This window comes from Pseudomonas sp. P106(2024), from assembly GCF_057480815.1.
In genome coordinates this window covers 134,081-156,926 of record NZ_JBLIYU010000002.1, presented here as the reverse complement: position 1 = coordinate 156,926, position 22,846 = coordinate 134,081, and the positions used below count along the sequence as shown (strand labels likewise).

Genomic DNA, 22,846 nt, shown 5'->3' with positions numbered 1-22,846 from the left:
GAAGACTTACTGCGCCAGGTGCCGGATCATCGCCACCGTCAGGTACAAGCGTGGCGCCACGCTGGCGATCTCCATGTATTCGTCGTCGCCATGCAAGCCGGCGCCGACCACGCCGAGGGTCTCCAGCACCGCCGGCTTGTCGTTGTCGGGCACGTAGGCGTAGCCGGCGTCGGTGCCGAAGCGCATGGCGATCGGCTGCAACTGCCGGTCGATCTTGCTGTAGAGCTGCCGCGCCGTTTGCGCAAGTTCCGTGGAGGCGTCGTTCCTGGCCAGCGGCGGACGGCCTTTTTCCATGACCAGCTCGACCTGGGTATCGGCCACCAGCTGTTTCTTGATGATCCGCAGGGCATCCTCCTGCACCCGCTCGGTCTCGCTCAGGTCGGAGTAGCGCATGTCGGCCTCGGCGCTGGCCTGGGCGGGAATGATGTTGGCTTTTTCCCCGGCCTTGGCCAGGGTCCAGTTGACGGTGGTGCCCTTGCTCTTGTCGCCGAGGTTGTTCAATTGCAGCAACTGGTGCGCCAGCTCCAGCAGCGCGTTGCGCCCGGCCTCCGGTGCGGAGCCTGCGTGGGAGGCGCGGCCCTTGACCTCGAGCTTGAGGCGATTGATGCCGTTGGTGGCGACGGTGACCGCGTCCTTGTCGGGCGGCTCGTAGGAGAAGACGAAGTCATGCTTGCGCGCCAGTTCGGCAATCAGCTGCCGCGAGCCGGTCGAGCCCATTTCCTCGTCCGGGTTGAACAGCACGGTGAGGGTGCGGTATCCCTTGTACTGCTGGTCCTGCAGCAGTTTCAGCGCATGCAGGATCATCGCCACGCCGCCCTTGGCATCGGCCACGCCGGGGCCGTAAGCGCGGTCGCCGTCGATCCGAAACGGGCGCTTGGCCACGGTTCCGGGGCCGAACACCGTGTCGTAGTGGACCATCAGCAGGAAGTCCTTGTCGCCACTGCCCTTGAGCGTTCCAACGATGTTGTCGCCCACCGAAGGCGTGGCCGGCTGCGTCGTGACCTTGGCGCCGAGAGCCTCCAGTCGTTTCACCAGTTCGTTGCCAACCTGCTTCAGGCCGGGCTCGGTACCGGTGCCGGTGTCCACGGCCACCAGGGTCTTGAGGGTTTCCAGGTAGTGAGGCTGTTCGGCCTGGGCCTGGCTGAACAGGGCCTGGGGCGTCGGGTCGGCGGCCTGGGCGGTGGCGCAGGCCAGGGCAAGGGCCAAAGAGCAGAGTCGCAAGGGCATGGGCAGGGATCTCGTTGTCGTGAACCCTTTAGCGTAGACCCTGTCACGCAATCATCGCCAAGGCCAGACCGTGCCCCGTTGCTCAGAACCAGCGGTCGTTACGTTTGCGGCCACGGGTCAGCGCCGGCAGGATCAGCCCCGCCAGCAGCCCGGCGCCGGCGATGCTGCCGCCATACACCATGTAGCGCATCATCACCTGCTTGTTCTCGTCACCCAGGCGTGCCTGGGTGTCGCGCAGGGTCGACTGGCTCTGCTCGAGCTGTTCGTTGAGTGCCTTGTTGCGGCTTTCCAGCTCGTCGATCAGCGCCTTGCGCGAGTCGAGGGTCTCCTGCATGCCCTGCACGCGGTTCTTCCAGCTGTCGTCGATGGTCTTGAGCTGGCCGGACAGTTCGGCCACCTGGGCGTCGAGCTGCGGCAGGCGCTCGCTCTGGCCGGGCACCGCCTGCAAGTCGCTGGTGAGGATCCACACCAGGTCGCCGCTCTGCCCGCGTACCTGGCTGTAGTTGCCCTGGCTGGTGACCAGGGTGACCTTCTGCCCCGACTTGAGCGTGCCGACGATGCGGTGGCCGTCGGTGGGGCCGCTGCGGACATAGGTGCTCAGGCTGTCGCTGACCCAGCGCGCATCGCTGGCCGGCTCTTCGGCGTGGGCTGGGGCGGCAAGGGCGATCAGGGCGGCGATCAGGCCGCTGCGCAGGACGGTGAGGGCAGGAGGAACGGGCTGGATGTCTGGCATGCTGGTCTTCGCTGAAACAGGACGAATGAAGGCCCGATGACTGGGCCGGCGATCCGGTCGGGTGGATTGACCGTCAGCGAAAGACCGTTTTTTTGTAGGCAGGTTCACTGCCTGGCTTGGGAAATGTCTGCAGGATGTTGCGGGAAGTGGTGTGTAACTTGCCCCTGTGAGCGCCGGCATGCCAGCAAAGGGGCCGCAAGGCGGCCCCCCGAGGTCTCAGGCTACCACCTCATAGCACGGCACATACGCCGCCCCGCCGGGCAGCTTCATGCGGTGTTGGTCGACGAACGCCTGCAGCAGGCGCCCGAGCGGATCAAGGATCGCCGCGTCGCCACGGATCTGGTACGGCCCGTGCTCCTCGATCAGGCGAATGCCCTTGTCCTTGACGTTGCCGGCGACGATCCCGGAGAACGCCCGGCGCAGGTTGGCCGCCAGTTCGTGGGGCGGCAGGTTGCGGCGCAGGGCCAGGTTGGCCATGTTCTCGTGGGTCGGGTCGAACGGGTGCTGGAAGCCTTCGTCGATTTTCAGCAGCCAGTTGAAGTGGAAGGCGTCGTTACGCTCGCGGCGGAACTGCTTGACCGCCTTGAGCCCCTCGACCATCTGCCGGGCGACTTCGGCCGGATCGTCGATGATGATCTGGTAATGACGCTGGGCGGCCTCGCCGAGGGTGGCCCCGACGAAGGCGTGCAGTTGCAGCAGGAAGGCTTCGGCGCTACGCGGCCCGGTGAGTACGACCGGGAACGGCAGGTCCTGGTTTTCCGGGTGCATGAGGATGCCGAGCAGGTACAGGAACTCCTCGGCGGTGCCAGCGCCCCCGGGGAAGATGATGATGCCGTGGCCAACGCGGACGAAGGCTTCCAGGCGCTTCTCGATATCCGGCAGGATCACCAGTTCGTTGACGATCGGGTTGGGCGCCTCGGCGGCGATGATGCCCGGCTCGGTCAGGCCCAGGTAGCGGCTGCCGTGCATGCGCTGCTTGGCGTGGGCGATGGTGGCGCCCTTCATCGGGCCTTTCATCACGCCCGGGCCGCAGCCGGTGCAGACATCCAGCTTGCGCAGGCCCAGCTCGTGGCCGACCTTCTTGGTGTACTGGTATTCCTCGCTGCTGATCGAGTGACCGCCCCAGCACACCACCATCTTCGGCTCGACGCCCGGGCGCAGGGTGCGGGCGTTGCGCAGCAGGTGGAAGACGTAGTCGGTGAGGCCCTGGGAGCTCTCGAGGTCGATGCGCTGGCTGGCCAGCTCGCTCTCGGTGTAGACGATGTCACGCAGGGCGCTGAACAGCATCTCGCGGGTGCTGGCGATCATTTCGCCGTCGACGAAGGCGTCGGCCGGGGCGTTGAGCAGTTCCAGGCGCACGCCGCGGTCCTGCTGGTGGATGCGTACCTCGAAGTCCTTGTAGGCCTCGAGGATGGTCTTGGCGTTGTCGACATGGGCGCCGGTGTTGAGGATGGCCAGGGCGCACTGGCGGAACAGGGTGTAGAGGCTGCCGGTACCGACTTCGCTCAGTTGCTGGACTTCACGTTGCGACAGCGTCTCCAGGCTGCCCTTGGGGCTGACGGAGGCGTTGATGACATTGCGTTGGGGCATCTGGTCTTTCCTGTGCGGGTAAAACATCCTTCTTGGACAACACCATACAAGCAAATGTGCGTGGCAACGAGGGCCTTGGTGAAAAACCTTGGACGCAGTGCCTACCCCGTGGGAGCCGACTTGCCGGCCAAAGGGCTGCGTAGCAGCCCCGGGGTTATTGGACGTTGAACACATGCCGCAGGTACGCCACGAAATTCTCGTCCCGGCACTGGGTCTTGCCCGGACTGTCGGAGATCTTCGCCACCGGCGCGCCGTTGCAGGCGGTCATCTTGATCACCATGTTCATCGGCCTGACCCCGGGGATGTCGCAGGTCAGGTTGGTACCGATACCGAAGCTGACGTTGATCCGCCCGTGCAGGGCGCGATAGAGCATCAGCATCTTCTCGAAGTCCAGGCCGTCGGAGAAGATCAGCGTCTTGCCACGTGGGTCGATGCCCAGTCGCTGGTAGTGGGCGATGGCTTTCTCGGCCCAGGCCAGCGGCTCGCCCGAGTCATGCCGTAGGCCGTCGAAGAGCTTGGCGAAGTACAGGTCGAAGTCCTTCATGAATGCATCCATGCCGATGCAGTCGGTCAGGGCGATGCCCAGCTGGCCACGGTACTCACGTACCCAGCATTCCAGCGCGGCGGCCTGGCTGTCGACCAGGCGCGGGCCGAGCTGCTGGTGGGCCATGAACCATTCGTGGGCCATGGTGCCGATGGGCTTGATCTGGTATTCGCGGGCCAGGTGCACGTTGCTGGTGCCGACGAAACGCCCGGGGAAGTCGCGTTTGAGGATATGCACCACCTCTTCCTGTACCCGATAGGAGAATCGCCGGCGGGTACCGAAGTCGGCCAGTTGCAGACCGGCCAGTTCGTCGTCGCTGGCTTCTGCCCTGAGCCAGTCGAGCTTCTGGTACAGGCGCTCGCCGACCTGTTCGATCAGCACCTCGCGATAGCGGTAGCGGTTGCGTACCTCGCTGATGATCGCCAGCAGCGGGATCTCGAACAGGATCACGTGCAGCCACGGGCCGCGCACGCGGATCGCCAGTTGCCCGGCATCGTCCAGGCCGACCTGCACATAGCGCAGGTTGAAGCGGAACAGGCTGAGGAAGCGGATGAAGTCCGGCTTGATGAACGGGATCTTTTCCAGGTAGGCCAATTGGTCGTGGGTGACCGAGACATCGGCCAACTGCTCGACCTGGTAGCGGATCTCGGCGAGGTAGGGCGCCAAATCCTCGTCATTGCGGCAGCGGAACTCCCATTCCACTTCGGCGTTGGGGTAGTTGTGCAGCACCGCCTGCATCATGGTGATCTTGTAGAAGTCGGTGTCCAGCAGGTTCTGGATGATCCGTGGGCCGAAGACGCTGTCGCTCATGGGTGGTCCTCCTTGAGTAAGTCGAGCCGGGTATCGAGGGCCTGTTCGTCGGCACACAGATGGATGCCGGTGCTGGCCATTTCATCGCAGGCCGCCTGTGCGCCCTCGGTGCTCAGGGCGCGGCAGGCCGGCAGGTACAGCAGCACCTCGAAGCCGGCGCGGCGCAGCTGCAGGGCGGTGGTGCGCACGCAGTAGTCCAGTGCCAGGCCACCGACGATGATCGCCTGCACCTGTTGCACCTTGAGGAACTCGATGACGCCGGTAGAGCGGCGCTCGGCCAGGTCGTGGTAGCACGCCCCATAGGGGTGCAGGTCAGGCTCGACGCCTTTCCAGACAAAGTAGTCGTAGTCGATGGGAGCAGGCAGGCCGGGCAGCAGCTCGAAGCCCGGCGTACCGGGGACGCAGTGGCTGACCCAGGTCAGGTCGGCATTGGCCAGGGGCAATGCTTGCAGCATCTGGCCCGGCTCGGCGACCACCCAGGCGGCGTTGGCCGGGTGCGCGTCCTTGCTGCCCAGGCGCAGCGAGGCGCGTTGGGCCATGGCGTTGAGCGCAGGGGCGATCAGGTGGCCGCCGGGCACCGGCAGCTCCTGGGGGGCGTTGGCGGTGAAGCCGTTCTGCGCGTCGACATCGAAACTGGCGATTTTCATTGGAGGAAACTCCTCGGCTGGAATGGCTATATATTCCACCTGGTGAATTAAGTGTGTCAAGGTCATTTTATCCAGGGATTCAGGGTTGCTCTATTTAATCGCTCTGATGGAATATAGGCGTATGTTGATTAAGGATCCGTTCCGTGAGCACAGCTGAAGTCCTGGCCAGTGTCGATATCGTCACCCTGCGCCTGTCACCCCACAGCCAGCGCCTGGAGGTGTTGCTGTCCCCGCGCGAACGCGAGCCCTACAAGGGGCAGTGGGCCTTGCCGGGTGTCATCGTCAATGGCAGTTCCGCGGACAACAACCTGGATGCCGCCGCCTGCCGGGCGCTCTCGGAAAAGGCCAAGGTGCGCCCGCGCCACCTGGAGCAGGTCGGCACCGAGGGCAATGCTTCCCGCGACCCTCGGGGCTGGACCTTGAGCACTTACTACCTGGCGTTGCTCGATCCTGCGGTTGTGGTCGAGGAACCGCAGATTGCCTTTTTCGATCTGCAACGCGTCCTGGACAACGAACCGCCGTTGCCGTTCGATCATCGCCTGCTGGTCGAGCGTGCCCATGAACGGCTGGTGGCCAAGGCCGTGTACACCAACCTGCCGTTGTACCTGGCACCCGAGCGGTTCACCGTGCTGGATGCGCTGGCCGCCGCGCAGGCGTGCCTGGGGCAGCCGGTCAACAACACCTCGATGCGCAAACGTCTGGAGCGCATGAAGCGCGAAGGCTGGGTGCAGGACACCGGAGAAAAGAACCAGCCCAGGCTGGGGCGTCCACAGCAACTGTACCGGCATACCCCGCAGGGGAGCGGGGCGTTCATGTTCGACCGGAGTCTGCTGGCGGGAGGATAGTCAGGACCGATCGCGGCCTCTTCCTGCAGTTGTCGAGTAGCGACTATCCTTGCCCCCATGACCAACCTGCCTCCTTTACGCCATCCTTGTCCACCGGGCGCCTGCGACTGCGGCCGCGAACGCCTGGCCGACGGCCCCGAGCGACGCATCCTGCTGCTCACCCGCGAGGAGGAGAAGCGCCTGGTCGAACGCCTGGAGAACCTGAAGGATCTGGAGGACCTGCAGCGCCTGCAGTCACGCCTCTACGAGCAACTGGGCATCCGCGTGCATATCGCCCCGGGCTTCAACGAAGTGCGCACCATGCGCGGCATCGTCATCGAGCTTGCGGCGCAGCCGGGCCTGTGCCGCAAGACCCGCCAGTCGATCCCCGCCGCTATCCGCCGGGGACTGGAGCGCAATCCGCAGGTGGCCTTCCGCCTGCTCGACGCCCATGACCTGCTGCGTGATGCCTGAACATCAACGCATCGCCGCCAGCTTGATGCCGAAGCCTACCAGGCAGGCGCCGGCCAGGCGTTCGAGCAGGTTAGTGATGCGCGGGCTAGCGCGCATGCGCTCGGCCAAGCGGTGGGTGAGCAGCACCGCCACCAGGCCGTAGAGCAGGGTCAGGCCAGCCACGGTCAGCGCCATGAAAGCGAAGGTCACCACGCCTTGGTGGCGTACCGGGTCGATGAACAGCGGGAAGAACGCCATGTAGAACATGATCGCCTTGGGGTTGAGCAGGGTGATCATCATGGTCTGGCGCAGGTAGCGGCCGCTGGCCATGCCGCTGTCGCGCGGCGCGCCGCCGGGCTTGCTCAGCACCATGCGCAGGCCGAGCCAGGCCAGGTAGGCGGCGCCGGCCCACTGCACCACATGGAAGGCGGCCGGATAGGCGGCCAGCAGGGTGGCGACGCCCGCCACCGCCAGCCACATCAGCACCTGGTCGCCGAGGATCACTCCGAAAGTAGCGGCCAGGCCGCCCTTGATGCCGCCCTTGCCGGTGGCGGTGATCAGGGCGAAGTTGCCGGGCCCGGGGATCGCCAGGAGGATAAGGAACGCGATCACGAAAGCGCCGTAGTCGGTCACGCCGAGCATGGGTAGTCTCCTGGGGAGGGCGGGCTGATCAGGATATATGCCATTATTCGCAACACTTGCAAAGCCACGACGGCACAGGGAGGTGGAGATGGCGTTCAATGCGCATGAGCGGGCAGTGTTGCTGGCGGTCAAGGGCGTGGGGCCGACCGTGGTGCAGCGGCTCGAGCAGTTGGGTTATGACTCGCTGGCGCGACTGGCCGGGGCCGACGCCCTGCAGATCGTCAGCGAGGCGGCCGGTCTGGTGGGCAGCAGTTGCTGGAAGAACAGCCCCCAGGCGCGAGGGGCAATTCAGGCGGCGATTGCCCGGGCCAGGGAGCATGTCCTGCAGGGCACCTGTCCCGCCAATGGCACATAAAAAAGCCCCGAAGACCAAGGCCTTCGGGGCAAACGGTTGGGGAGGAACCAACCAAAGGAGTCTTCACATCAGGGGGCGGTCAGCGCGAGCTGGCCACCACGTCGGGTTGCCAGCCGCCGCCCAGCGCCTTGTAGATCGCGACGATGCCGCTGTACAGCTCGACCTCGCCCTGGGCCTGGGCGTCTTCGGCGCTCAGGCGCTCGCGTTCGGCGTCGAGCAGCACCAGGTAGTCCACCGTGCCTTCGCGATAGCGCACCGAAGCCAGTTCCGCCGCCTTGCGGCTGGCGTCGCTCTGGCGCATCAGCGCCAGCAGGCGCTGTTGGCGCTTGCCATAGTCGCTGAAGGCGTTGGAGGATTCCTCCAGGGCCAGCAGCACCTGCTGTTCGTAGTTGGCCAGGGCGCCCTCGGCATCGGCCTTGGCCCCGCGCAGGCGGGCGCGCACGCTGCCCAGGTCGAAGGCCGCCCAGGTGATGCTCGGGCCCAGCGCCCAGGCGTTGGCCGCTGAGGAGCCGATCTGCGAGCCGCGCGCGGCGGTGAAACCGAGGAAGCCGCTGAGGCTGACCCGCGGGAACAGGTCGGCGGTGGCCACGCCGACGTTGGCCGTGGCCGCAGCCAGCTGGCGTTCGGCGCTGCGGATGTCCGGGCGGCGACGCAGCAGCTCGCCGGGGTCGCCCACCGGCAAGGCCTTGGCGATGGCCGGCAGGGCCTTGGGCGCAAGATCGACGCTCAGGGCGTCCGGACGCTGGCCGAGCAGGGTGGCGATGCGATTCTTCGCCCGCACCTGTGCGGCCTGCAGCTGCGGCACGGTGGCTTCGACACCCGCCAGGCGGGCGTCGGCGCGGACCACATCGAGTTCATTGCCGACACCGGTGTCGCGCAGGGTCACGGTGATGTCCCGCGACTGCTGCTGGGTCTTGAGGTTGGCCACGGCGATCTGCTCGCGCAGCTGGGCGCCGCGCAACTGGCCGTAAGCGTCGACCAGCTCGGCGATCAGGCTGACCTGCAGTTGTTGCAGGTCGGCTTCGGCGGCGGCTTCCTGGGCTTCGCTGGCCTCGATCTGGCGCTGGATGCGGCCAAACAGGTCGAGCTCCCAGGCCATGTCCAGGCCCAGGTCATAACGCTCGCTGTTGACCCGGCGTTCAGTTTGGCCGGGCACCTGGCCCTTGCCCAGATCGCTGCTGGCGCGGCTGGTGACCACGGGGATCTGGTCATTGGACACGTCCTCGCGAATCGACCGCGCCGCTTTCAGGCGGGCAAAGGCCACGCGCAGGTCGCGGTTGCCGTCCAGCGACGCCTGCACCAGTTGGTTGAGCACCGGGTCGTCGAACTGCTTCCACCACACGCTTTCGAAGCGGCTGCGGTCGAAGGCCTTGGCCTCCAGACCGCTGTCCAGCTTGGCCGGCGCGGTGTCCGGCGTCTTGTAGTCCGGGCCCACGGCGCAGGCCGCCAGGGCCAGTGCCAGCAGGCTCGGGGTCAGGTGTTTGAGCAACTTCATGCGTGGGTCTCCAGCGCGACGGCGTGCTCGGCCTTGCGGGCCTGGCGACGCTCGACGAAACGGCGGATCAGGAAGAAGAACACTGGGGTCAGGAACAGGCCGAACACGGTCACCCCGATCATCCCCGAGAACACCGCCACACCCATGGCGTGACGCATTTCCGAGCCGGCGCCGGAGCTGAACACCAGCGGCACCACGCCCATGATGAAGGCGATCGAGGTCATCAGGATCGGCCGCAGGCGCAGGCGGCAGGCTTCCAGTACCGCAGCCAGCGGGTCGAGGCCCTTGGCCTGTTCATCCTTGGCGAACTCGACGATCAGGATCGCGTTCTTGCACGCCAGGCCCACCAGTACGATCAAGCCGATCTGGGTGAAGATGTTGTTGTCGCCACCGGAGACGATCACCCCGGTGATGGCCGACAGCAGGGTCATCGGCACGATCAGGATCACCGCCAGCGGCAGGCTCCAGCTCTCGTACTGGGCGGCCAGCACCAGGAAGGCCAGCAGCACGCAGAGCGGGAACACGAACAGCGCGGTGTTGCCTGAGAGGATCTGCTGGTAGGTCAGGTCGGTCCATTCGAAGGTCATGCCGTTGGGCAGTTCCTCCTTGAGCAGTTTCTCGATCGCCGCCTCGGCCTGGCCGGAGCTGTAGCCGGGGGCCGCGGCACCGTTGATCTCGGCGGTGATGAAGCCGTTGTAGTGCATGACCCGGTCAGGCCCGGAGGTGTCGCTGACCTTGAGGAACGTCGCCAGCGGGATCATCTCGCCCAGGTTGTTGCGCACCTTCAACTGGCCGATCTGCTCGGCGTCGAGGCGGAACTGCTGCTCGGCCTGGACGTTGACCTGGTAGGTGCGGCCAAAGCGGTTGAAGTCGTTGGTGTACAGCGAGCCCAGGTAGACCTGCAGGGTGTCGAAGATGTCATTGATCGCCACGCCGTGGGTCTTGGCCTTTTCCCGGTCGATGGCGGCATCGACCTGCGGCACGTTGACCTGGTAGCTGGTGAACAGGCCCGCCAGTTCCGGCACGTTGTGGCTCTTGGCGATGATGTTCTGGGTCTCTTTGTACAGCGCTTCATAGCCCAGGTTGCCGCGGTCCTCGATCTGCAGGCGGAAGCCGCCGATGGTGCCCAGGCCTTGAACCGGCGGAGGCGGGAAGATTGCGATGTAGGCGTCCTGGATATCGGCGAACTGGGCGTTCAGGGCTGCCGCGATGGCCGCCGCCGACTGACTCGGGTCCTTGCGCTCGTCGAACGGCTTGAGCGGGGTGAACACGATGCCGCTGTTCGGGCTGTTGGTGAAGCCGTTGATCGACAGGCCAGGGAAGGCCACCGAATCGGCCACGCCCGGTTGCTTGAGGGCGATCTCGCTCATCTTCTTGATCACAGCCTCGGTACGGTCGAGGCTGGCGGCGTCAGGCAGCTGGGCGAAGGCCACCAGGTACTGCTTGTCCTGGGCCGGGACGAAGCCGGTCGGGGTGGACGAGAAGCCCAGGTAGGTCAGGCCCATGAGCCCGGCATAGACGAACAGGGCGATGCCGCTGGAGCGGATGACCCGGCGCACGCCGCCGACATAGCCATGGCTGGCGCGGTCGAAGAAGCGGTTGAACGGAGCGAACAGCCAGCTGCCCAGCAGCTTTTCCAGGAACCGCGAGAAACGGTCCTTGGGCGCATGGTGGTCCTTCAGCAGCACGGCGGCCAGGGCCGGCGACAGGGTCAGTGAGTTGAACGCCGAGATCACGGTGGAGATGGCGATGGTCAGCGCGAACTGCTTGTAGAACTGCCCGGTAAGCCCCGAGATGAACGCGGCGGGTACGAACACGGCGCACAGCACCAGGGCGGTGGCGATGATCGGGCCGGTCACTTCGCTCATGGCCTTCTGCGTGGCTTCCAGCGGTTTCAGGCCAAGCCCGATGTTTCGCTCGACGTTCTCCACCACGACGATGGCGTCGTCCACCACGATACCGATGGCCAGCACCAGGCCGAACAGCGATAGCGCGTTGAGCGAGAAGCCGAACAGGTGCATCACCGCGAAGGTGCCGATCAGCGAAACCGGCACGGCCATCAGCGGGATGATCGAGGCGCGCCAGGTCTGCAGGAACAGGATCACCACCAGCACGACCAGGATCAGCGCTTCGAACAGGGTGTGTACCACCGCTTCGATGGAGCCACGGACGAACACGGTCGGGTCATAGACGATGCTGTAGTCCATGCCTTCCGGGAACTCTTTCTTCAGCTCGGCCATTTTCGCCCGCACTTCGTCGGAGATCTCGATGGCGTTGGAGCCCGGGCGCTGGAAGATCGGGATGGCCACCGCCGGCTGGTTGTTCAGCAGCGAACGCAGGGCGTACTGGCTGGAGCCGAGCTCGACCCGGGCGATGTCCTTCAGGCGGGTGATCTCGCCGTTGGCGCCGGCACGGATGATGATGTTCTCGAACTCTTCCTCGTTGACCAGGCGGCCCTGGGTGTTAATCGACAGCTGGAAGCTGGTCGAACCCGGGGCGGGCGGGGCGCCCAGTTGGCCGGCGGCGACCTGGCGGTTCTGCTCGCGAATGGCGGCCACCACGTCGCTGGCGGTCAGGTTGCGCGAAGCGGTCTTGTTCGGGTCGAGCCACACCCGCAGCGAGTAGTCGCCCATGCCGAACAGCTGCACGTCACCGACGCCACCGAGGCGCGCCAGCTCATCCTTGATGTTGAGGATGGCGTAGTTGGACAGGTAGAGCATGTCGTAGCGGTTGTCCGGCGAGGTCAGGTGCACGACCATGGTCAGGTCGGGCGAGGCCTTGTCGACGGTAATGCCGATACGGGTGACTTCCTCCGGCAGCTTGGGCTGGGTGCGGGTCACGCGGTTCTGCACCTGCACCTGGGCGTTGTCCAGGTCGGTGCCGAGGGCGAAGGTGATGGTCAGGGTCAGCTTGCCGTCGGCGGTGGACTGCGAGGACATGTACAGCATGTTCTCGACACCGGTGATGGCTTGTTCCAAGGGCGCTGCGACGGTTTCGCCGATCACCTTGGGGTTGGCGCCGGGGAAGTTGGCGCGCACCACCACGGTGGGCGGCACCACTTCGGGGTATTCGCTGATCGGCAGCTGGAACAGCGAGATGGAACCTGCGATCAGCAGCACCAGCGACAGCACCGCGGCGAAGATCGGCCGGGTAATGAAGAATTTCGAAAAGTTCATCGGTGTTGTCCCTTAACCGCGCGGCGCTTGGGCGCTGGCGACTTTGACATTGGCGCCGGCAACCTTCGGCGCCGGGTTGCTGGCCTCCAGGGCCTGGCGTTGCTGGGCGAGGGCGGCAAGGGTCTGTTCGCTGGCCATCGGCGTTTCCTCCGGGGTGACCGACGAGCCCGGGCGCACGCGCTGCAGGCCCTTGACCACGATGCGGTCGTCCTTGCCCAGGCCGCTGCGCACAATGCGCAGGCCTTCGAGCTTGGGCCCCAGTTCCACGGCGCGATAGGCGGCCTTGTTGTCCTTGTCCATGACCAGCACGAACTTCTTGCCAAGGTCGGTGCCGACCGCTTCGTCGTTGATCAGCACGGCGTCGTACTGGGCGCTGCCGACCAGCTTCAGGCGCGCGTACAGGCCGGGGGTGAACTGGCCGTCACGGTTGTCGAAAACGGCACGGCCACGAATGGTGCCGGTGCGCGGGTTGACCTGGTTGTCGACGAAGTTCATCTGGCCCAGGTGCGGATTGCCGGTCTCGTTGGTCAGGCCCAGGTACACCGGGGTGCTCTGGCCGCGCTGGCCGTCGCGGGCGAGCTGGCTGTACTTGAGGTACACGCGCTCGTCAGCGTCGAAATAGGCGTAGACCTTGTCGGTGGAGACCACGCTGGTCAGCGGGGTGACATCGGCAGTGACGATGTTGCCGGCGGTGAACTGGGCACGGCTGACCCGGCCACTGATCGGCGCGGTGACACGGGTGAAGCTCAGGTTCAGGCGGGCCAGGTCGAGCTGGGCCTGGATCGCGTCGACTCCGGCACGGGCCTCGGCGGCGGCGCTGCTGCGCGACTCGGCCAGTTCGGCAGAGATGGCGTTGCTGTCGCGCAGGCGTTCGCCGCGGCGGGCTTCGTTGGCGCTGCGGATGGCGGTGGCCTTGGCTTGTTGCAGCTGGGCTTCGAGACGGCGGACTTCTGCCTGGAACGGGCGCGGGTCGATCTGGAACAGCAGGTCGCCTTTCTTCACCTGGGCGCCTTCGGTGAAGGCCACCTGGTCGATCTGGCCGGACACCCGTGGGCGCACTTCGACGGTTTCCGGCGCTTCCAGGCGGCCGGTGAACTCGTCCCATTCGTTGATCGGCTGTTCGATTACCTTGGCTACGCTGACCTTGGGCGCGGCGGGAGCCTGCACGGCGTCGGGGGTGCGACCGCAAGCGCTGAGCACCACCACTGCCAGGGCAGCGAGGGGAAAGCGCAAGGGTTTGAGTGAGTGATCCATGGAGAACTCCGCCAATGTATTAGTAGTGGGCGGAGTGTGAGTGTCTTGCGCGTGGCGCACGAATCAAACGGAGCGAAGGTCATTATCACGCGCAATGATATGTCGGGTGCCGTCATCGATCCGGACGCATGATTTCAAGGCAGCTCCCACAGAGGGATGGTGTAATTCGGCAGTCAGCGTGGCCCGCCGGATGCCTTTTCGCGCAACGCCTTGGCCACCTGCGCCTCGATCTCGTAGGCCGGCCCCTCCAGCGCCTGGTAATCCCGGGTATAGCGCTTGGCGAATTCCTCCACCCCCAGTTCTTGGTACTGCTGCACATGCTTGAGTTCATGGGCCCACAGCGCCACGTTGTCCTCGGCATCGGCGCTGCGGCGGAAGATGATGGTGTCGATCAGGGTCACCGCGTTGACGTCCGGGTTCTGCAGCAACGCATTGGCGGCGCTGATCTGCTGTTCATCGCCCACCCGGTACCGCGCCGCGTCGAGCACGGCGAAGTCGTACCAGGGTTCGAGCTGGGCGCGGATATGCAAGGGGATCGGCTGGCTGCCGCTGGCGGTCGCCTCATCGCGGGCCTGGCGCAGGGCGAACACCAGGCTGCCGGTGGCCATGCGCTCGACATCCTGCAGCACCTGGCCGCCCTGGTTGGGGTCGACGGGCGCGCAGAAACACACCACCAGGCACACTTGGTATTGCCCGGTCGGGCAACTTTCCTGGGCGAAGACGGGCAGGGTCAACATCAGTCCGAGCAGCGTACTAGCGAACTTCATCGAAGACCCGTCCGACCAACTGGCGGCTGGCGTCCAGCACCTGCGCCTGCACCGGCTCGCTGGCCAGCATGCGGCCCACCACCAGCGCGCCGACGCACTGGCTGAGCAGGGCCCAGGCCAGCTCGGGATCGTCAAGGGTCTCGCTCCACGCCTGGTGCAGCTCCACCAACCAGTGCTCGGCCTGTTCGCGCACCGGTCGCTCGGCGCGGGCGATCTCCACCCCCAGCGGCGGCAGCGGACAGCCGCCCTCGGCATTGTGCAGGTGGGCCAGGCTCAGGTACTGCTCGAGCAGGCGCCTGAGCCGGGGGCGGTCGGCGCCGCGCTCGACCAGGCGCGCCAACGGGCTGTTGGCCAGCTCGCGGCGGACGATCTCGCTGAACAGGTCGTCCTTGGACGGGAAATGGTTGTAGAAGGCGCCGCCGGTCAGGCCGATGGCCTTCATCAATCCGGCCACGCCGGTGGCGGCGAACCCACCGCGTTTGGCCAGGGCGCCGCTGCTGGCCAGCAGCTTCTCGCGGGTTTGTTGCTTGTGGTCGGTGCTGTAGCGCATGCGCGGAACCTCTTGGCGCGGGCTTGACGTTCAGCTGATCGTAGCATAGCGTTCGTTTACTAAACGATCATTCATCAATGGGGCGGTCCATGGCAGAACAACAAAAGGTCGTGCTGGTGATCGGCGCGGGTGACGCCACCGGTGGCGAAATCGCCAAGCGTTTCGCCCGTGAGGGGTATGTCGCCTGTGTCACCCGGCGTCAGGTGGACAAGCTGCAGCCGCTGGTCGATGAGATCCGCGCCGCAGGCGGTCAGGCTCATGGTTTCGGGTCGGATGCGCGCAAGGAAGAGGAGGTGGTAGAGCTGGTCGAGACCATCGAGCGCGATATCGGCCCGATCGAAGCATTTGTCTTCAACATCGGCGCCAATGTCCCGTGCGGCATCCTCGAGGAAACCCCGCGCAAGTACTTCAAAATCTGGGAAATGGCCTGCTTCGCTGGTTTTCTCACCGCCCAGGCAGTCGCCCGGCGCATGGTGACCCGCGAGCGCGGCACCCTCCTCTTTACCGGTGCCACCGCTGGTACCCGTGGCGCGGCCGGTTTTGCCGCCTTCGCCGGGGCCAAGCATGGTTTGCGCGCCCTGGCCCAGAGCATGGCGCGCGAGCTTGGGCCGCGAAACATCCATGTGGCTCATGTGGTGGTCGACGGGGCCATCGACACCGCGTTCATCCGCGACAGTTTCCCCGAACGCTATGCGCTCAAGGACCAGGACGGCATCCTGGACCCTGTACACATTGCCCACAGTTACTGGTTCCTGCACGCCCAGCCACGGGACGCCTGGACCTTCGAACTTGACCTGCGCCCGTGGATGGAGCGCTGGTAAGTCCCATCCTCATACAAGGAACGAATCATGAGCAAGACCGTCGAGTTCTTCCTGGACCTGGGCAGTCCGGCCACTTACCTGGCCTCGACCCAGCTACCCGCCCTGTGCGCGCGCCACGGGGCGCAGTTGGTGTACAAACCGATCCTGTTGGGCGGGGTGTTCCAGGCCACCGGCAACGCCTCGCCGGTCATGGTGCCAGCCAAGGGGCGCTACATGCGCATCGACCTCAAGCGTTATGCCGATCGCTATGGGGTGCCCCTGACCTTGCCGCCCGGGTTTCCGGTCAACACCCTGAACCTGATGCGCGGGCTGATTGGCGTCCAGTTGTTTGCCCAAGCACGGTTCGAGGCGCTGTTGAAGGTGCTGTTCGAAGGGCTGTTCGTGCACGGGCGCAATCTGGCAGACCCGGCGGTGCTGGGTGAAACATTGGCCGCGGGTGGCTTCGATGCCGGGATGTTGCATGAACTGGCCGCCCGGCCCGAGGTCAAGGACGCCTTGCGTAAAGCTACCGAGGAGGCGGTCGAGCGTGGCGTGTTCGGCGCGCCGACGTTCTTCGTCGATGGGCAGATGTTCTTCGGCCAGGATCGGCTGGATTTCGTCGAGCAGGCTTTGGTCAGGCGGGCATGAGGGACAACAAGGTTCTTGCAGACTGCGATTCCAAAAACCTTGGGTGCTATTGCTTCATGGCCTGTACGTCGTCAGGGTTGCAGCGCTCGATCGCGCAGGCGCTGAAACCCTTTTGCCGGATCAGAAGTTCGCCGGGGTATTGGCGCTGATGATCTCGGCCTCGTCGGGGCCGATGTTCTTGAAGCTGTGGGGCAGGGTGGTGGGGATGTAGTAGCCGTCGCCGGCGTTGAGCACGCTGACCTGGCCATCGACCCACAGCTCCATGGTGCCCCGGGTGACCAGGCCGCATTCCTCGCCTTCGGCGTGGACGATCGGCTCGCCGGAATCGGCACCCGGCGCGTACAGTTCGCGCAGCATGCGCATCTGCCGGCCTTCGACGCTGGCACCGACCAGCAGCATGCGCAGGCCGTTGCGGCCCAGGTCGGGCTGCTCTGCGCCACGGAACACGTAGCGCTCCTCGCGCACCGGCTCGTCGAAACTGAAGAATTCCGCCAGGGACATGGGGATCCCTTCGAGCAGTTTCTTGAGGGAACTGACCGAAGGGCTGACCCGGTTCTGCTCGATCTGCGAGATCGTCGAGTTGGTCAGGCCGCTGCGGCGGGCCAGTTCCCGTTGGGAGAGGTTGTTGCGTTCACGCACCAGTTTGAGTCGTGTCCCCGTGTCCATAGCCGCCTTGTTTGCAGAGGTGTCAAAAATAATGGGCGAGGCATTAAAACACACTCTGCAGGCTTGCGCGCTGTGCGTCTCAGTGACGCTGGTCGGTCGCCAACGGCCACAGCCCCACCAGCAACAGCAGGGCACCCACGGCGAGGAACGGCAGGCGCGGGTCGAGGGCATAGACCAGGGTGCCCGCCAGTGGCCCGATCACCGCGCCCATGCCCTGGGCGGCGCCGATCGAGCCCGCAGTGGCGCCTTGTTCGCCGGCCTGCATGGCGTTGGCCGCCAGGGCGGAAAATGCCGGGAATACAAAGCCCATGCCGAACGCGGCGACGAAGAACGCGCCCCACAGCCAGGGCGCTTGGGTGGCCAGCGCTGCGGCGGCAAAGCCCAGCCCGGAGATGCTGGCGCCGATACGGATCATTTTCGCTGGCGGCCACTCGAGCCTGCGCAGGAACACCTGTGCCAGCATCAGCGCCACGCCCACGCAGGTCAGGGCGATGCCCGCGGCCTGGGCGGCGTCGCCGGCCTCCAGGCGCAGGCGGTCGAGGGCGAAGAAACCGACGGCGATCTGCGACACGGTGATGCTCAGCATGGCGCTGAAGGCCACCAACAGCGGGCGGCGCAGGCGTGGGTCGGACAGGCGCACCGGATTGGGCGCATGGCTTTGCGCCAATGGCTGGGGCTTGAGCTTGAACAGCAGCACCACGAACGCCGTGGCCGGCAGCAGCGACATGGCATAGAACGGCAGGCTCAGGCTGTAGCGCGACAGCAGCGCGGCCAGTGCCGGCCCGACCACCAGGCCGACGGCATTGGCCGCGCCCAGCGAAGCCATGGCCCGGGCCCGACGCTGGGGTTCGACATGGTCGGCGATCAGGGCGTTTCCACCCACCGGCAGCGCGGCATAGAAGGCGCCGATCAAGCCGCGGGCCAGCATCAGCCCGAAGAACGCCACGCTCGCGCCCGGCAGCCAGCGCAACGCACCGTCGATGAACAGGCACAGCACCCAGTAGGCCAAGGTGAAGCCGCCACTGCCCAGCAGCAGCACGCGGCGCCGGCCATAGCGGTCGGCCAGGCGCCCCCAGGGCCGGGCCAGCAGCACCCAGACCACGCCTGCCACGGTCACCGCCGCGCCGGCCTGCCAGGTGGCCATGCCCAGCAGTCGGGCGATGGGGCCGATCAGGGCGACGAAGGCCATCATCGCCATGGTGCAGGCCATGTTCACCAGCATCAGAGGACGCAGGTCCAAGGTGTTGGCGGGGGTCAATGCGGCAGGGTCCTTTGCAACGTTCATGGGGCAGTCCGGGGCAGTTCGACGAAATGAGCGCCAATGTTAGTAATAATTATTTACATGTGTCGACCCTGGCAATGCTCATTCACTGCGGCGCAACGGGCCTGGCCACATGCTACGCAAGACGCCGTCGCGGCGCACCAGGGCATGCACCAAGGCCGCGCCCAGGTGCAGCAGCACGGTGGCGAACAGCAGGTAGCCCGCCCAGCCGTGGGCCTGGCGCAGCACGGCGTACAGCTGCAGGTCGTGGGGCGCGATGGCGGGCAGTTGCAGGGGCCGTGGATAGCCGCCGGCCGAGAGCATGGCCCAGCCGAGCAGCGGCATGGCCAGCATCAGGCCGTACAGCAACAAGTGCGAGGCGCCGGCGGCCAGCCGCTGCAGGCGGGGCAGGTCGCGGGGCAAGGCCGGGTGCGGCAGGCCCAGGCGCAGGGCGATGCGCAGGATCACCAGCACCAGCAGGGCCAGGCCGGTGGCCTTGTGCAGCTCGACCAGCAGCGGATGCCGTGGCGACAGGTCGCCGACCATGTTCACGCCGATGAACAGCATGGCCAGGATCAGCGCGGCCATCAGCCAGTGCAGCAGGCGGGCCAGGGGGTGGAAGGCGGTGGCGGTCATGGGCGGGCTCCTTCGCTCAGCGCTTCGTGGCTGCGGCGGTTGAACGACACCGAATAGGCGGCCGAGCGGGCGGCGAGGATCGGGTCGGCGGATGGTTCGATGCCCTGGGGCAGGATCAGCGGGTCGAAGTTCAGGTCGCGGCAGGCGCCTTGCTCGGGGCCGTCGACCCGTTCCAGCACCAGGGTGCCGGCGTCGATGCTGCGGCGTTCGGCGGGCCAGGGCCGGGCGGGGTCGTCCACCGGGTCGCCGGGCTCGGCCAGGGTCAGGCGCAGGGTCCAGCGCAACGGGCCTTGCGCCAGGCGCTGCTGCAGGTCGTGCTGGAGGAACTGCTTGTCATCGACCTGGGCGGGCAGGGCGGTGAACGCGGTCTGCGGCTCCAGGGCCCAGCGCACCGGCTGGGCGTTGCCGTGGGCATCGATCAGGCGAAAGGCGTTGATGCTGTTGTAGGCGGTACTGGCGAAGCTGTCGCTGGGCTTGTAGCTGGCCGCCCACTGGCGAAACGCCGCGCTTTCCGGGTGGCTGGCGAAGAACGCCTGCAGTCTGGCCGGGTCCGGCTTGCCGGTGGCCGGGTCGGGGGCCCCGGCCAGTACCTGCTGGTAGAACGCCTCGGGCGTGCTCACCGCCAGCACCGGCGGGTTGTTCATGCCGGTGCGCCAGACCTGTCCGTCATCGCTGCTCAACTGGATGGCCAGGCTGCGTACGGGTATGGCGGTGTCCGGGGCGAACGGGTTGGCGCCGCCGATGGCGAATCGGCCGATCACTGGCACCTGGGCCTGGCTGAAGACGCGGGCGCTGGACAGCGCCGCGGCCTGGCCGCTGGCCTGGAAATAACCGCTGACGCACAGGCCCTTGGCATGGTTCTTCCGGTAACCGGGATAATGACCTGCCTGGGCCTCGAAGGTGTCGATGATGCGCTGCGGGGTCAGCCCTGGCGAGCCGATCCAGCCGGCGGCATAGGCGAAGCCCGCACCCAGGGCGGCGAGGGTGGCGCCGATGGCGGCCAGGCGCAGGGCCTTGGCGGGGCCGTGCAGGGGAGGGGTCATGGGGACGCTCCGGTCAGTTGGAATGAGCCGGTATGACGTAAGGGCGAACGATTTATTCCCGCCGAGGGAATAGATTTCGTGCTGGGCCGTCTGCCCATTACACTGTCTGCCCATTGGGGCCTGGAACCCGACCATGCACGATCTGGACGACCAACAATGGCGCGAGCTGCTGCAACGCCTGCGCCGCTTCGCCCTGTGGCTGACCCGCGAGCCCGGCGGCGCCGACGATCTGGTCCAGGCCACGGTCGAGCGTGCCCTGAGCCGCCGTGGCCAGCAGCGCGATGCCGACAGCCTGCGCCCCTGGCTGTTCACCATCCTTTACCGGCTGTTTCTCGACGGCAAGCGCCGTGAGCGCCTGCATGCCCGTTGGCTTACCTGGTTCGGTCGGGGCCAGGCCGAGGAGCCGGCCGGTGGCGAGATCGAGAGCATTGTCCTGGCCCAGGCCGACTTGCGCGCCTTCGCCCGGCTGTCGGCGGAGCAGCGGGCCCTGTTGTTGCTGGTCAGCGTCGAGGGCCTGAGCTACAAGGAGGCGGCCGACACCCTCGGCATTCCCATCGGCACGGTGATGTCGCGCCTGTCGCGCGCCCGCGCCGCCTTGCGTGAACTGACCGAGGGCAACCCCACGCCCCCGGCCTTGCGGAGACTCAAATGACACGTCTGATCCCCACCGAGCACGAGTTGCACGCCTATGTCGACGAGCGCCTGGAGCCGGCGCGCCGGGTCGAGGTCGAGGTGTGGCTGGCGGCCAATCCACAGGAGGCGGCGCGAATCGAGGCCTGGCGCGGCGATGCCCGACGCCTGCGGGCGGCCCTGGCGGGCTTCGGCGAGCAGCCCAGCGACCCGGCGCTGGACCTGGCGCCCTTGCGTCGCCGCCTGCGCCAGCGCCGGCAATTGCGCATGGCACAGGCGGCGGCGCTGTTGCTGGCGGTAAGCCTGGGCGGCTTGGGCGGCTGGCAGGCGCGTGAGGCGACGCTGTTCGCCGGTATGCTGCCCATGGCCGACGCGGTAGAGGCCCACCGGCTGTTCGCCGACGCGGCCGCGCTGGATATCCAGGCCAGCGATCCGAAGCGGCTGCAGGAATGGCTGGGGCGTCATTTCAACCGTGTTGGCCAGCTGCCGGACCTGTCCGGTTATGGCCTGCAGCCGGTCGGCGCGCGCCTGCTGAGCAACGAGGCGGGGCCAGCGGCGCTGCTGGTGTTCCAGGACCGCCAGGGGCAGCGCATCAGCCTGTTCCTGCGTTCGCCCGGCGAGCATTTCGAGCGCATGCCCAGCGGCCAGCGCACCGACGGCCAATTGCAGGCCCGCTACTGGTCCCATGGCGACTACAACTTTGCCCTGGTCAGCGCGGCGGATGACGCTCGCGGCGAGTCGTTGCGCCGGACGCTGGGTGTCAGCCTGTAGGCAGGTCGAGGCCGGCGCATCGACCTGCACGGTTTCAGACCGTGCGCAGGCGGGCCTTTTCCACTTGCTGCATTTCCACGCCGTCGAGCAATGCCTCGACCACCGCCTTGGCCGCATCCAGCCCGTGATCGTTGCCCAGCAGCAGGTCGTGGCAGGTGCCGGTCGCCAGTTCCATGGCCTTGAGGTTGGTGGCGAACGCGCCCTTGAGCAGGGTGGACAGGTGCACCAGTGCGTCTTCGAAGTCCACGCCTTCGCGCACGGCGAACAGGGAAGGGTGGCTGCATTCGCAGTTGCCGAAGCTGGAGTGCGCCGTGGTGGCGCGGAACGGAGGATCAGGTAAGCCTTTTGTCATTGTGTCGCTCCTTGATTCAATGGAGCCGCCACTCGACGTGACCAAACGAATGGGTGGCGACTGTACGCGGGTTGGTCAACCGGGAATCAAGGAAACCGGCGCGCACGGAGGCGCCCCACGCACAGCCGCCATAGAACGAGACAGCGGGCACAAAAAAAGCGCCAACTGAATCGCAGTGCGGGCGCTTGTGCGCCTTGATGTTCGCGGGTGACCAAACCCGGCTGCTGGACTTACAGCAACGCGCAAAGGTTACCGGGCTCGGATAACCGTTTCAAGGCACGTTCATGTATGGATACACTTCGCGTACTTCTACCCACACAAGGATGTGCATGATGCCCGAACCCTCCAACCTGCTGGCCTTCGCCCTGATCAGCCTGGGCATGGTGCTGACCCCGGGCCCCAACATGATCTACCTGATTTCCCGCTCCATCTGCCAGGGGCGTGGTGCCGGGTTGATTTCGCTGGCGGGGGTGGCCCTGGGTTTCGTCTTCTACATGCTCTGCGCCGCGCTGGGCATCACCGCCCTGGTCATGGCCGTGCCGTTCGCCTACGACGCACTGCGCATCGGCGGTGCGCTGTACCTGCTGTACCTGGCCTGGCAGGCGCTGCGCCCGGGTGGACGCTCGCCGTTCCAAGTCCGCGACCTGCCGGCGGACAGCCCGCGCCGGCTGTTCATGATGGGCTTTCTGACCAACCTGCTGAACCCCAAGATCGCGGTCATGTACCTGTCGCTGATGCCGCAGTTCATCGAGCCCGGCCACGGCAGCGTGCTGGCGCAGTCGCTGGTGCTGGGCGGCACGCAGATCGCCATCAGTGTCACGGTCAACGCGCTGATTGCGTTGATGGCCGGCTCCATTGCCGTGTTCCTGGCCGGCAGGCCGGTGTGGCAGCAGGTCCAGCGCTGGCTGATGGGCACGGTGCTGGCGGCGCTGGCGCTGCGCATGCTGGCCGAAGGGCGCCGCTGATCGTCGG

General features: G+C 66.3%; 24 protein-coding genes. 8 read left to right on the top strand and 16 right to left on the bottom strand.

What is annotated here, in order from left to right:
- Positions 1-6: 6 nt before the first annotated feature.
- The 5 genes from AC25M7_RS04260 to AC25M7_RS04240 form a co-directional block, all read right to left on the bottom strand.
- Positions 7-1,227, bottom strand: coding sequence for a M20/M25/M40 family metallo-hydrolase (locus tag AC25M7_RS04260; protein ID WP_028689368.1), 1,221 nt, complete (start codon positions 1,225-1,227; stop codon positions 7-9).
- A gap of 82 nt (positions 1,228-1,309) precedes the next feature.
- Entirely contained in the window at positions 1,310-1,960 is a 651-nt protein-coding gene (locus tag AC25M7_RS04255; RefSeq protein WP_486970760.1) for a TIGR04211 family SH3 domain-containing protein, read from the bottom strand.
- Between the two features lie 216 nt (positions 1,961-2,176).
- Positions 2,177-3,550 (bottom strand): nucleotide 5'-monophosphate nucleosidase PpnN, encoded by a 1,374-nt coding sequence (gene ppnN, locus AC25M7_RS04250; RefSeq protein ID WP_028689370.1) that lies wholly within the window; start codon positions 3,548-3,550, stop codon positions 2,177-2,179.
- Positions 3,551-3,704: 154 nt separating this feature from the next.
- Positions 3,705-4,904: a nicotinate phosphoribosyltransferase gene (gene pncB, locus AC25M7_RS04245; RefSeq protein ID WP_062364323.1), complete on the bottom strand. Its 1,200-nt coding sequence runs from the start codon at positions 4,902-4,904 to the stop codon at positions 3,705-3,707.
- A complete protein-coding gene (locus tag AC25M7_RS04240) occupies positions 4,901-5,551 on the bottom strand; it encodes a nicotinamidase (protein ID WP_028689372.1) in 651 nt (216 codons plus the stop codon). The genes pncB and AC25M7_RS04240 overlap by 4 nt, the downstream gene beginning before the upstream one ends.
- 143 nt (positions 5,552-5,694) lie before the next feature.
- Here AC25M7_RS04240 and AC25M7_RS04235 point away from each other — a divergent pair, with 143 nt between their 5' ends.
- Both AC25M7_RS04235 and AC25M7_RS04230 read left to right on the top strand, forming a co-directional pair.
- Entirely contained in the window at positions 5,695-6,396 is a 702-nt protein-coding gene (locus AC25M7_RS04235) for an NUDIX hydrolase (RefSeq protein ID WP_486970759.1), read from the top strand.
- A 57-nt stretch (positions 6,397-6,453) separates the two neighbouring features.
- Positions 6,454-6,849 (top strand): hypothetical protein, encoded by a 396-nt coding sequence (locus AC25M7_RS04230; protein WP_028689374.1) that lies wholly within the window; start codon positions 6,454-6,456, stop codon positions 6,847-6,849.
- Between the two features lie 3 nt (positions 6,850-6,852).
- On the opposite strand, the gene AC25M7_RS04225 is transcribed toward AC25M7_RS04230, so the two are convergent.
- Positions 6,853-7,470, bottom strand: a complete 618-nt coding sequence (locus AC25M7_RS04225; protein ID WP_028689375.1) for a LysE family transporter — start codon at positions 7,468-7,470, stop codon at positions 6,853-6,855.
- An 88-nt stretch (positions 7,471-7,558) separates the two neighbouring features.
- Between AC25M7_RS04225 and AC25M7_RS04220 the strand changes: the two genes are divergently transcribed.
- The gene (locus tag AC25M7_RS04220; RefSeq protein ID WP_088852099.1) at positions 7,559-7,825 is read left to right on the top strand and encodes a Pathogenicity locus; all 267 of its coding nucleotides are present in this window, start codon (positions 7,559-7,561) and stop codon (positions 7,823-7,825) included.
- 79 nt (positions 7,826-7,904) lie between these two features.
- Here the strand turns inward: AC25M7_RS04220 and AC25M7_RS04215 are convergent, their stop codons facing one another.
- The 5 genes from AC25M7_RS04215 to AC25M7_RS04195 all read right to left on the bottom strand — a co-directional run bounded on the left by AC25M7_RS04215 (position 7,905) and on the right by AC25M7_RS04195 (position 15,067).
- Complete coding sequence (locus AC25M7_RS04215; protein WP_207851341.1) at positions 7,905-9,320, bottom strand: efflux transporter outer membrane subunit; 1,416 nt, start codon at positions 9,318-9,320, stop codon at positions 7,905-7,907.
- Positions 9,317-12,496, bottom strand: coding sequence for an efflux RND transporter permease subunit (locus AC25M7_RS04210; protein ID WP_182322636.1), 3,180 nt, complete (start codon positions 12,494-12,496; stop codon positions 9,317-9,319). Before AC25M7_RS04210 ends, AC25M7_RS04215 begins: the two co-directional genes overlap by 4 nt.
- Before the next feature lie 12 nt (positions 12,497-12,508).
- Positions 12,509-13,750 (bottom strand): multidrug efflux RND transporter periplasmic adaptor subunit MexE, encoded by a 1,242-nt coding sequence (mexE, locus tag AC25M7_RS04205; protein WP_062364315.1) that lies wholly within the window; start codon positions 13,748-13,750, stop codon positions 12,509-12,511.
- A 173-nt stretch (positions 13,751-13,923) separates the two neighbouring features.
- Entirely contained in the window at positions 13,924-14,517 is a 594-nt protein-coding gene (locus AC25M7_RS04200) for an eCIS core domain-containing protein (RefSeq protein ID WP_182322638.1), read from the bottom strand.
- Complete coding sequence (locus AC25M7_RS04195; protein ID WP_084942354.1) at positions 14,504-15,067, bottom strand: TetR/AcrR family transcriptional regulator; 564 nt, start codon at positions 15,065-15,067, stop codon at positions 14,504-14,506. The genes AC25M7_RS04200 and AC25M7_RS04195 overlap by 14 nt, the downstream gene beginning before the upstream one ends.
- Before the next feature lie 89 nt (positions 15,068-15,156).
- Between AC25M7_RS04195 and AC25M7_RS04190 the strand changes: the two genes are divergently transcribed.
- Together AC25M7_RS04190 and AC25M7_RS04185 are read left to right on the top strand one after the other, a co-directional pair.
- Complete coding sequence (locus AC25M7_RS04190) at positions 15,157-15,888, top strand: SDR family oxidoreductase (protein ID WP_486970758.1); 732 nt, start codon at positions 15,157-15,159, stop codon at positions 15,886-15,888.
- Positions 15,889-15,915: 27 nt separating this feature from the next.
- Positions 15,916-16,515 (top strand): 2-hydroxychromene-2-carboxylate isomerase, encoded by a 600-nt coding sequence (locus tag AC25M7_RS04185; protein ID WP_062364310.1) that lies wholly within the window; start codon positions 15,916-15,918, stop codon positions 16,513-16,515.
- 120 nt (positions 16,516-16,635) lie between these two features.
- Here the strand turns inward: AC25M7_RS04185 and AC25M7_RS04180 are convergent, their stop codons facing one another.
- The 4 genes from AC25M7_RS04180 to AC25M7_RS04165 all read right to left on the bottom strand — a co-directional run bounded on the left by AC25M7_RS04180 (position 16,636) and on the right by AC25M7_RS04165 (position 20,121).
- Positions 16,636-17,181 (bottom strand): cupin domain-containing protein, encoded by a 546-nt coding sequence (locus AC25M7_RS04180; RefSeq protein WP_062364308.1) that lies wholly within the window; start codon positions 17,179-17,181, stop codon positions 16,636-16,638.
- Positions 17,182-17,260: 79 nt separating this feature from the next.
- Positions 17,261-18,466, bottom strand: a complete 1,206-nt coding sequence (locus tag AC25M7_RS04175; RefSeq protein WP_028689385.1) for an MFS transporter — start codon at positions 18,464-18,466, stop codon at positions 17,261-17,263.
- Positions 18,467-18,544: 78 nt separating this feature from the next.
- Positions 18,545-19,078, bottom strand: a complete 534-nt coding sequence (locus tag AC25M7_RS04170) for a cytochrome b (RefSeq protein WP_062364306.1) — start codon at positions 19,076-19,078, stop codon at positions 18,545-18,547.
- The gene (locus AC25M7_RS04165; RefSeq protein ID WP_062364304.1) at positions 19,075-20,121 is read right to left on the bottom strand and encodes a catalase family peroxidase; all 1,047 of its coding nucleotides are present in this window, start codon (positions 20,119-20,121) and stop codon (positions 19,075-19,077) included. Before AC25M7_RS04165 ends, AC25M7_RS04170 begins: the two co-directional genes overlap by 4 nt.
- Before the next feature lie 133 nt (positions 20,122-20,254).
- Between AC25M7_RS04165 and AC25M7_RS04160 the strand changes: the two genes are divergently transcribed.
- A complete protein-coding gene (locus tag AC25M7_RS04160; protein ID WP_028689388.1) occupies positions 20,255-20,773 on the top strand; it encodes a sigma-70 family RNA polymerase sigma factor in 519 nt (172 codons plus the stop codon).
- A complete protein-coding gene (locus AC25M7_RS04155; protein ID WP_486970757.1) occupies positions 20,770-21,522 on the top strand; it encodes an anti-sigma factor family protein in 753 nt (250 codons plus the stop codon). The genes AC25M7_RS04160 and AC25M7_RS04155 overlap by 4 nt, the downstream gene beginning before the upstream one ends.
- A 34-nt stretch (positions 21,523-21,556) precedes the next feature.
- Here the strand turns inward: AC25M7_RS04155 and AC25M7_RS04150 are convergent, their stop codons facing one another.
- A complete protein-coding gene (locus tag AC25M7_RS04150) occupies positions 21,557-21,790 on the bottom strand; it encodes a hypothetical protein (RefSeq protein WP_028689390.1) in 234 nt (77 codons plus the stop codon).
- Positions 21,791-22,206: 416 nt separating this feature from the next.
- Here AC25M7_RS04150 and AC25M7_RS04145 point away from each other — a divergent pair, with 416 nt between their 5' ends.
- Positions 22,207-22,839, top strand: coding sequence for a LysE family translocator (locus AC25M7_RS04145; protein ID WP_062364300.1), 633 nt, complete (start codon positions 22,207-22,209; stop codon positions 22,837-22,839).
- The last annotated feature ends 7 nt before the right edge of the window (positions 22,840-22,846 follow it).

What these genes read in the sequence shown, in the direction of transcription:
- AC25M7_RS04260 (WP_028689368.1), bottom strand. Translation starts at nt 1,227, where the DNA reads ATGCCCTTGCGACTCTGCTCTTTGGCCCTTGCCCTGGCCTGCGCCACC.
- AC25M7_RS04255 (WP_486970760.1), bottom strand. Translation starts at nt 1,960, where the DNA reads ATGCCAGACATCCAGCCCGTTCCTCCTGCCCTCACCGTCCTGCGCAGC.
- ppnN (WP_028689370.1), bottom strand. Translation starts at nt 3,550, where the DNA reads ATGCCCCAACGCAATGTCATCAACGCCTCCGTCAGCCCCAAGGGCAGC.
- pncB (WP_062364323.1), bottom strand. Translation starts at nt 4,904, where the DNA reads ATGAGCGACAGCGTCTTCGGCCCACGGATCATCCAGAACCTGCTGGAC.
- AC25M7_RS04240 (WP_028689372.1), bottom strand. Translation starts at nt 5,551, where the DNA reads ATGAAAATCGCCAGTTTCGATGTCGACGCGCAGAACGGCTTCACCGCC.
- AC25M7_RS04230 (WP_028689374.1), top strand. Translation starts at nt 6,454, where the DNA reads ATGACCAACCTGCCTCCTTTACGCCATCCTTGTCCACCGGGCGCCTGC.
- AC25M7_RS04225 (WP_028689375.1), bottom strand. Translation starts at nt 7,470, where the DNA reads ATGCTCGGCGTGACCGACTACGGCGCTTTCGTGATCGCGTTCCTTATC.
- AC25M7_RS04220 (WP_088852099.1), top strand. Translation starts at nt 7,559, where the DNA reads ATGGCGTTCAATGCGCATGAGCGGGCAGTGTTGCTGGCGGTCAAGGGC.
- AC25M7_RS04215 (WP_207851341.1), bottom strand. Translation starts at nt 9,320, where the DNA reads ATGAAGTTGCTCAAACACCTGACCCCGAGCCTGCTGGCACTGGCCCTG.
- AC25M7_RS04210 (WP_182322636.1), bottom strand. Translation starts at nt 12,496, where the DNA reads ATGAACTTTTCGAAATTCTTCATTACCCGGCCGATCTTCGCCGCGGTG.
- mexE (WP_062364315.1), bottom strand. Translation starts at nt 13,750, where the DNA reads ATGGATCACTCACTCAAACCCTTGCGCTTTCCCCTCGCTGCCCTGGCA.
- AC25M7_RS04200 (WP_182322638.1), bottom strand. Translation starts at nt 14,517, where the DNA reads ATGAAGTTCGCTAGTACGCTGCTCGGACTGATGTTGACCCTGCCCGTC.
- AC25M7_RS04195 (WP_084942354.1), bottom strand. Translation starts at nt 15,067, where the DNA reads ATGCGCTACAGCACCGACCACAAGCAACAAACCCGCGAGAAGCTGCTG.
- AC25M7_RS04190 (WP_486970758.1), top strand. Translation starts at nt 15,157, where the DNA reads ATGGCAGAACAACAAAAGGTCGTGCTGGTGATCGGCGCGGGTGACGCC.
- AC25M7_RS04185 (WP_062364310.1), top strand. Translation starts at nt 15,916, where the DNA reads ATGAGCAAGACCGTCGAGTTCTTCCTGGACCTGGGCAGTCCGGCCACT.
- AC25M7_RS04180 (WP_062364308.1), bottom strand. Translation starts at nt 17,181, where the DNA reads ATGGACACGGGGACACGACTCAAACTGGTGCGTGAACGCAACAACCTC.
- AC25M7_RS04175 (WP_028689385.1), bottom strand. Translation starts at nt 18,466, where the DNA reads ATGAACGTTGCAAAGGACCCTGCCGCATTGACCCCCGCCAACACCTTG.
- AC25M7_RS04170 (WP_062364306.1), bottom strand. Translation starts at nt 19,078, where the DNA reads ATGACCGCCACCGCCTTCCACCCCCTGGCCCGCCTGCTGCACTGGCTG.
- AC25M7_RS04165 (WP_062364304.1), bottom strand. Translation starts at nt 20,121, where the DNA reads ATGACCCCTCCCCTGCACGGCCCCGCCAAGGCCCTGCGCCTGGCCGCC.
- AC25M7_RS04160 (WP_028689388.1), top strand. Translation starts at nt 20,255, where the DNA reads ATGCACGATCTGGACGACCAACAATGGCGCGAGCTGCTGCAACGCCTG.
- AC25M7_RS04155 (WP_486970757.1), top strand. Translation starts at nt 20,770, where the DNA reads ATGACACGTCTGATCCCCACCGAGCACGAGTTGCACGCCTATGTCGAC.
- AC25M7_RS04145 (WP_062364300.1), top strand. Translation starts at nt 22,207, where the DNA reads ATGCCCGAACCCTCCAACCTGCTGGCCTTCGCCCTGATCAGCCTGGGC.